This window comes from Acidovorax sp. (genome assembly GCF_046339755.1).
Lineage (GTDB): Bacteria > Pseudomonadota > Gammaproteobacteria > Burkholderiales > Burkholderiaceae_C > Acidovorax.
Window position 1 is genome coordinate 1 of the sequence record NZ_JBKDTZ010000171.1, and the last position, 3,023, is coordinate 3,023.

3 protein-coding genes and 1 pseudogene are annotated in these 3,023 nt (G+C 68.0%); 1 reads left to right on the forward strand and 3 read right to left on the reverse strand.

The genetic code is table 11. The annotated features are described in order from the left end of the window. Nucleotides 1-734 (reverse strand): annotated as a pseudogene (locus tag ACK59X_RS14340) (HAMP domain-containing protein); the annotation flags it as partial. Nucleotides 735-886: 152 nt separating this feature from the next. On the opposite strand from ACK59X_RS14340, the gene ACK59X_RS14345 reads away from it, so the two are divergent. Further along, entirely contained in the window at nt 887-1,705 is an 819-nt protein-coding gene (locus ACK59X_RS14345; RefSeq protein ID WP_409958079.1) for an alpha/beta fold hydrolase, read from the forward strand. 15 nt (nt 1,706-1,720) lie between these two features. On the opposite strand, the gene ACK59X_RS14350 is transcribed toward ACK59X_RS14345, so the two are convergent. Together ACK59X_RS14350 and ACK59X_RS14355 are read right to left on the reverse strand one after the other, a co-directional pair. Next, nucleotides 1,721-2,110, reverse strand: coding sequence for a bacteriocin (locus ACK59X_RS14350; protein ID WP_409958081.1), 390 nt, complete (start codon nt 2,108-2,110; stop codon nt 1,721-1,723). 153 nt (nt 2,111-2,263) lie between these two features. Beyond that, the coding region (locus ACK59X_RS14355) for a methyl-accepting chemotaxis protein (protein WP_409958083.1) at nt 2,264-3,023 on the reverse strand (760 nt) is incomplete at its 5' end.

Below are 3,023 nucleotides of genomic sequence, written 5' to 3' on the forward strand. Positions count from 1 at the left end.
GCTGCTGCTGGCGTTGATGCCTTTCATGGTCTCGACCACTTCGGCCACCACGTCGCCGCCCTGCACGGCCACGGTGGAGGCGTTCAGGGCCAGTTGGTTGGCCTGGCGTGCGTTGTCGGCGTTCTGGCGTACGGTGGAGCCAGTTCTTCCATGGAGGCGGCGGTCTCTTCCAGCGCCGAGGCCTGCTGCTCGGTGCGCGCCGACAGGTCATTGTTGCCCGAGGCGATCTGCGCGCTGGCCGAGGCCACGCTTTCGGCGTTGCCGCGCACGGTGCTCACGGTGGTCACCAGGCTTTGCTGCATGCGCTGCAGGGCGCTGAGCAGGTGGCCGGTCTCGTCCTGGGAGTGGACCACGATATGGCCGCTCAGATCGCCCGCCGCCACCCGATCCGCTGCTGCAACGGCTTGCGACAGCGGGCGCGTGATGGAGCGGATGAGCCATACTGCTGCAATGATCGCCATGGCAATGGCCAGAACCGCCGCAACCCCCATCACGAACCGCGCGTTCAGGTACACCGAGGCGGCGCTTGCACCGGCCGCCTTGGCACCGGTGCTGTTCAGCGCTGCCAGCTTCTTGAGGGTGTCGGACGATTCGAAGAACCACTTGGCGGATTCACCCTGCAGGAATGCGTAGGCCTGCTCGGTCTCGTTCTTTCGTGACAGGTCCAGCAGCTTGACGGCCGCTTCGCCGTAGCGCGTGCGGGCAGATGTGTAGGTTTCGTACAGCTTGCGTTCCGTGTCGCTGCTGAAAAATCTGCACAGGAAGAACACAGGCGCCTGCTTCATTGGAGAGAAGCCTCCACTTCCGGGCAGGGTTTCCGTGCAAAAAAATGCTACTGTCACCCTGCAGCACTGGGCCCTTGCCTGGCGCCCCATGGATTGACCTGATGCCGCTGTTCACCAAGAAAGAAAAGACCACCGATTCCCTGCACATGCCGCCGCCGGGCCTGCCCCTGCTGGCGTTGGAACTGCGCGCCCCCTGGGAGTTCGGTGCCGTGCTGCCCGCCTGGCCTGTGCTCCAGCGCGCCCCGCAGGGCGACGGGCATACGGTCATCGTCTTTCCCGGGCTCACGGCCGGAGATGCCACGACGGCGCCGCTGCGCCGCTACCTGGAATCGCGCAGCTACGAGACCCAAGGCTGGGGCCAGGGCCTGAACCTGGGCCCGCGCGAGGGCGTGCTGGACAACGCCAAGCGGCAATTGCAGCATGCTGCACAGCGCAGCGGCGGCAAGGTGAGCCTGGTGGGCTGGAGCCTGGGCGGCGTCTACGCCCGCGAACTGGCCAAGGAACTGCCCGAGCTGGTGCGGTGCGTGGTGACGCTGGGCACGCCCTTTGCCGGCCCGCACACCTCCACCAATGCCTGGCGCATCTACCAGTTCGCAAGCGGCCGCAGCATCGAGCGCGAGACGGAGAATTACAACCTGCCCGAAGCCCCGCCTGTGCCCACCACCAGCATCTACTCGCGCAGCGATGGCGTGGTGGCCTGGCGTGGCAGCCTGCAGGCCCCCGCCGCACACAATCCGCACACCGAGAACGTCGAAGTGCTGGCCAGCCATTTCGGCATCGGCCTGAACCCGAGCGCCTGGTGGGTGGTGGCCGACCGCCTGGCCCAGCCCATCGGGTCGGGGGCCGAATGGCAGGCCTTCAAGCGCCCGACGCTGCCGGGACTCCAATTGGTGTTCCCCAACCCGCATCGGCCGGGTTGAATCAACGGTTCAGATTCAACGGTTCAGGTCTTCCTGCAGCGGTTCGCCGGTGCGGGTGACTTCGTGCTCCGCCGGCCCGGGGATGGTGCCGCTGGGGTCCTTCGGTCGGGCAAGGGAGCCGGCGGCAGCACCGCCCAGAGCGCCCGCCACCACGCCCAATGTGCCCCCGACGACCACGCCGACCGGGCCGCCAACAGCAGCCCCCACGGCGGCGCCGGTGGCTGCGCCAGCCACTACGCCGCCGCCCACGAGGGTCGACTGGGACTCACGCTCTTTTTCCTCTTGCGACAACGGCAACTGCGCTGCCGGATCAGGATCTTGCGAGGGAATGCCATGGCCGGGACGCGCCTGCTGGGCGAGGTCCTGGTCCCGGGCGGCGGCTTCGATGGTGGAGGGGTTGGTCATGGGCTTCTCCTGGGAAGTGAAGGGATGGCCAGGCGACACCGCTAGGGGTCATGCCCGGCGTCCTTTTGTTGTAAGCCCCGTGCCTTGCGAATGGCGCCGTCTGTCAGGCCGCGGCGCTGTCAGACAAGGCGCTTGACCCCCATCAAGAACCCCTCAGAAGCTCTCCCACTCGTCGTCCCCACCCCCTGCCGCCTTCTGGGCCGCTGGCGCAGGGCCTGGCGCCGGCGCCTTGGGCGCTGCCAGCCGGCTGGCGGCCACGGGTGCCTTGGTGGCCGCTGCCTTCACAGCCGCCCGTGCCGGCATGGCCACCGGCTTGTGCACTGCAGGCGCCGGCGCGGGAGTGGGGGCCACGCTGGCCCGGTGGCTGGTGCCTGCCCCATCCTGCGCCAGCCGGAACACCGCCACCGCGTTGACCAGCTCGCCCGCCTGGCTGTTCAGGCTGCTGGCCGCCGCCGCCATCTCTTCCACCAGCGCCGCGTTCTGCTGCGTGGCCTGGTCCATCTGCGTGACCGCTTCTCCCACCTGGCCCACGCCTGCGCTTTGCTCGCTGCTGGCCGCGCTGATCTCGCCCATGATGTCGGTCACCCGCCGGATGGCCGCCACCACTTCGGTCATGGTGGCACCTGCCTTGTCCACCAGTTGCGTGCCTTGCTCCACGCGTTCCACGCTGGCGGTGATCAGGCCCTTGATTTCCTTGGCCGCTTCGGCGCTGCGCCCGGCCAGGCTGCGCACTTCTCCTGCCACCACGGCAAAGCCGCGGCCTTGCTCTCCGGCGCGCGCCGCTTCCACCGCTGCGTTCAAGGCCAGGATGTTGGTCTGGAAGGCGATGCCGTCGATGACCGAGATGATGTCGGCGATCTTGCTGCTGCTGGCGTTGATGCCTTTCATGGTCTCGACCACTTCGGCCACCACG

Excerpts from the sequence above, each read along its gene's own strand:
- ACK59X_RS14350 (WP_409958081.1), bottom strand. The coding sequence starts at position 2,110 with ATGACCAACCCCTCCACCATCGAAGCCGCCGCCCGGGACCAGGACCTC.
- ACK59X_RS14345 (WP_409958079.1), top strand. The coding sequence starts at position 887 with ATGCCGCTGTTCACCAAGAAAGAAAAGACCACCGATTCCCTGCACATG.